Below are 3,628 nucleotides of genomic sequence, written 5' to 3'. Positions count from 1 at the left end.
CAGTGCCCGCCGCCTGCGGCGGCGAGCAGAAAACCTCACGGCTCGCGGGCAAAAAATTTCCTCCCCCCAACCCCCTCCATTTTTTGCCCGCTCGCCGGACGAAAAAGATTTACAAAATTGGCGGGATGTAGTATATTTGAATCATTACTTTTATAGTTAAACTAAAACTATGTATGTTAAATTAGAACCATTCGGCTGGAATATCTATGGCGAGACGATAGGTGGCACTTGGTTAAGTTTGGTTGAAGCGATTAATAAAAACGGGGTTTTAACCGAAGATGAAGGTAGAAAACGATTGAGTTTGCAGAATATTCGTATAAAATCAGCAACGCAATTTTTTCCTGATCCTCTTATTGAAAAATATGGAAACAAAAAGAATGTTGATGAAATAATCAATCTTACATTCAATGAAGAAATAATGCGCGACTTTGATGTTGTACCTTCGTTTAGTCCCGGTAGTAAAAGTTACTACGCGAGATTAAAAGATTGGGGAATGATAGATTTTGTCGTGGCAAGATTATCTGAAATTCCAGAATCGAAAAAAGCAATCATGAGCTTTGTGAGACAGGAAGACTATCAAAGAACATTAGAGAGACCCAAAGACGATTATCTGCCTTGTATAACTACAGTTCAATTTAGACTTATTAAGATTAGCGATGAAAGAGGATATCACATGAACACATTGTTCAATGCAAGATCAATAGATGCATATCAAAAAGCTGGTGGCAATTTTGCCGCAATTTCTCTTTTGTCAAAGGAGGTGGCTGGGCGGTTAACAGAAAAATTAAAAACTCAGATCTGGGCTGGTCCATTAGACGGATTTTTGACGGATGCCCATATTTATCAAGAAAGTATTGAGGAAGCGAAAGAGATAATCAAATTATATAAGCACTATGATCAAAATACTGAATAAACAAGGGAAGATAAAAATCAAGGGCAAGGTGAATGAGGATGTAAGTCTGCTTAAAATTTACAGCAATATCTTGAAAGGCAAAAGAGGATATGTTGTTAAAATGCCGAAAAAGGGCGAAAGCGTTGTTGTTTGTCTGTCTGGCGGCCAAGATTCTGTTGCTAATATAGGAATACTGCTAAAAGAGTTTGGTTTAAATGTTTACCCGTTTTTTATCAACAGGGGTCAGTCAAACTACAAATACGAAAAGAAAGCAGTAAATTATTTCAACCGATTTTATAAAAGAAAATTTTCAAAGTTTTACCACAATTACAAAGAGATAACCGTTATGACACCGGGAATGGAGTACAAAGATTTATTGAGAAAAACAAAAAGAATGATGGATGATATTCCGTTAAATCACAATATATCTTATCCGGCAAGAGGACCAATAGTGTTTTTGACCGGAATGGAATACGGTTATTCCTTAAAAGCGATAGGGGTTGAAGTGAAAACAGTTTTCGCCTCTAATATGAGCTCGGATTTTTCCTACCATTGTTCTCAAACTTGGGTTAGGTTGATGAACATATTATTTTGCCAAATACTGAACGACTGGACTTGGCAGTTTATATCTTTGCCAATAGAAACGGAGTTCGGAAATTATTTTGATAAAGATGTCTTCATAAAATGGGCTTACGAAAACGGGGTACCCTTACACAAAGCAAGAACCTGCGTTAAATCCTTTGATATTGAATGCGGCGATTGTCCCACTTGTTGGGACCGGCGGAGGGGATATAAAGAGGCGGGAGTGAAAGACCCGACAAAATACAGGTTCCCGATGTCTGAAAAATACCCAACATATTATGATCACGAAAAAGAAGAAAAACATGAAAAAAGAAATAGAAGTTAAAATCGAATTAACGCCGAAAGAGTTTAATAATCTCACTAGAAGTCTCGGTGTTTTTCATTTTGAAAGAACCTTTGGTTATTTCAAAGAAGATTTTTCAAACATCAAGGACGGCATTTTCCCGAGAATAAAATATGTGGAAGGAGAGAAAAAAGAGATTATTTTAACTGTGAAAAGAAAAACAAAAGAGAACGTTCAATTTTTTGAACGAGAAGAAATGGAAGTAAAAATAAAAGAAGAAAAAGATATCGAAACTTTAAGAGAGATATTGAAATCTTTAGGTTTTAGCAAAGAAATTATTTTTGAAAAGAAACGAAAAAATGTTCTAAAAGATGATATGGTTATTTCTTTTGATGAGCTTCCTTTTGGTTTTTTTGTCGAGTTTGAAGGAAAGCCGGAAACAATAAATAAATATCTCGGTGAATTCGATCTTGCAGATCGACCGCGGATTACGAAGGCGTATCTTGGCCTGTGGGAAGAATATAGAAAGGCTCATAATGCGACAGACGAAAATTGTGTGTTTAAATAAAAAAGGAATCGCGCAGTGAGTTGATCGCCCGAATGTCCTACGGGACTTTTGTTGTTTGTGTATTGAAGTGTTTTGCAATAACCTGACACTCGTGCTATACAGGTTCTAGAAAGGAGGGAGTGATGCCATTAAGAAAAGGCTTGCTGAAAGGAAAAAAGGTGAAGTCAAAGCACTCCACCTTCAGTCCAGAGGCGGTTTTCATCATTGAAACCGCAAAGAAGGAACATGAGATCACGAGGGTGGTGCCAGCTCAGATAACCGGAAGGGGCGGAAAGAAAAGTATCAAGATCCAGAAGGTTCCAGTGGGCCTCAAAGTCGTCGTGCGCGGATCAACTGGCGCACAGGTCGTCTGGATTTATACCAGTGCCCAGGACTCCGTTGAACAAATACTCAGAGAGGCTTGGGCAAAGGCGGGGTAATAGCAATACTCCGCCTTTTTTTTGGACTTATGCCTTGACTCGGTTAAGTTTTTCCGTGAGTTAAAAAGGAGCACACGGTTTACCGTGTGCTCTTATGTGCATATCTTATAGCACAGCGCTTGGTGCATACAGAAAGCAAAAAGCGTCTCTGTGGCTGTCGGGTTCTCGTTATCCTCATTGCGTATAAAGCAAAAAGGTATACTGAGCTCCCTGGCTTGCGAAACCGCAACATCAATTTCCATCTTCTGTTCTTGAATCAGAAAGTCAATGTTGCACTTACGGTCATACCGATCGTGTGCGTCCCTGAGGCGACGACGCAGGATAGTATGGGGATTCGCGACAATGATCGCTATCGCAAGCATCTGCTTCTTATCCCACGGCTGTATTTGACGGATTCCGTATTCTTTACCTTCGATGTCAAAGTATACAAAATGTCCATCAGCAAGCCGGATGACTTCGGGATCGGTGCGGTCAAGTTCGTAGAGCCGTCGATTCATTTCCGGACGCAGTGCTCGGCGTACGCTTTCGGGTAAGGCTCGCAACTCTGCAACAGTGGTCACTCCAGCCAGTTCACAAAGTATCGGAGCCCCCTTTACAGCTTCTATTCTGACTTCACGCTTTCGTGTAAGTTTTTCTGTTTCTGTTACTAACATCGTTTTACCAACGCCGGGAACACCGCCGATATAAACAAACATCACTATACCTCCTTTCGTTTCTTGATTTTAAGGTGCTACTTGTTCGATTTCAAATATACTACATCCCGCCAATTTTGTAAATCTTTTTCGTCCGGCGAGCGGGCAAAAAATGGAGGGGGTTGGGGGGAGGAAATTTTTTGCCCGCGAGCCGTGAGGTTTTCTGCTCGCCGCCGCAGGCGGCGGGCACTG

Annotated in this window: 5 protein-coding genes; 4 read left to right on the top strand and 1 reads right to left on the bottom strand. The window is 40.5% G+C overall.

What is annotated here, in order from left to right; all coding sequences use genetic code 11:
- Positions 1-169 precede the first annotated feature (169 nt).
- From Q8P86_03320 to Q8P86_03305, 4 genes are all read left to right on the top strand, one after another.
- Positions 170-913, top strand: coding sequence for a thymidylate synthase (locus Q8P86_03320; GenBank protein MDP3996695.1), 744 nt, complete (start codon positions 170-172; stop codon positions 911-913).
- The gene (locus tag Q8P86_03315; protein ID MDP3996694.1) at positions 894-1,799 is read left to right on the top strand and encodes a 7-cyano-7-deazaguanine synthase; all 906 of its coding nucleotides are present in this window, start codon (positions 894-896) and stop codon (positions 1,797-1,799) included. The genes Q8P86_03320 and Q8P86_03315 overlap by 20 nt, the downstream gene beginning before the upstream one ends.
- Entirely contained in the window at positions 1,777-2,325 is a 549-nt protein-coding gene (locus tag Q8P86_03310) for a hypothetical protein (GenBank protein ID MDP3996693.1), read from the top strand. Before Q8P86_03315 ends, Q8P86_03310 begins: the two co-directional genes overlap by 23 nt.
- Positions 2,326-2,447: 122 nt before the next feature.
- Entirely contained in the window at positions 2,448-2,744 is a 297-nt protein-coding gene (locus Q8P86_03305) for a DUF2103 domain-containing protein (GenBank protein ID MDP3996692.1), read from the top strand.
- Between the two features lie 92 nt (positions 2,745-2,836).
- On the opposite strand, the gene Q8P86_03300 is transcribed toward Q8P86_03305, so the two are convergent.
- On the bottom strand, positions 2,837-3,439 hold the full coding sequence (locus Q8P86_03300) for a hypothetical protein (GenBank protein ID MDP3996691.1): 603 nt from the start codon (positions 3,437-3,439) through the stop codon (positions 2,837-2,839).
- Between the last annotated feature and the right edge of the window lie 189 nt (positions 3,440-3,628).

The organism is bacterium (assembly GCA_030699905.1).
Classification (GTDB): Bacteria; Patescibacteriota; Minisyncoccia; order Phycocordibacterales.
The sequence above is the reverse complement of the archived record's forward strand: the minus strand, read 5'-3'. Positions and strand labels throughout refer to the sequence as shown.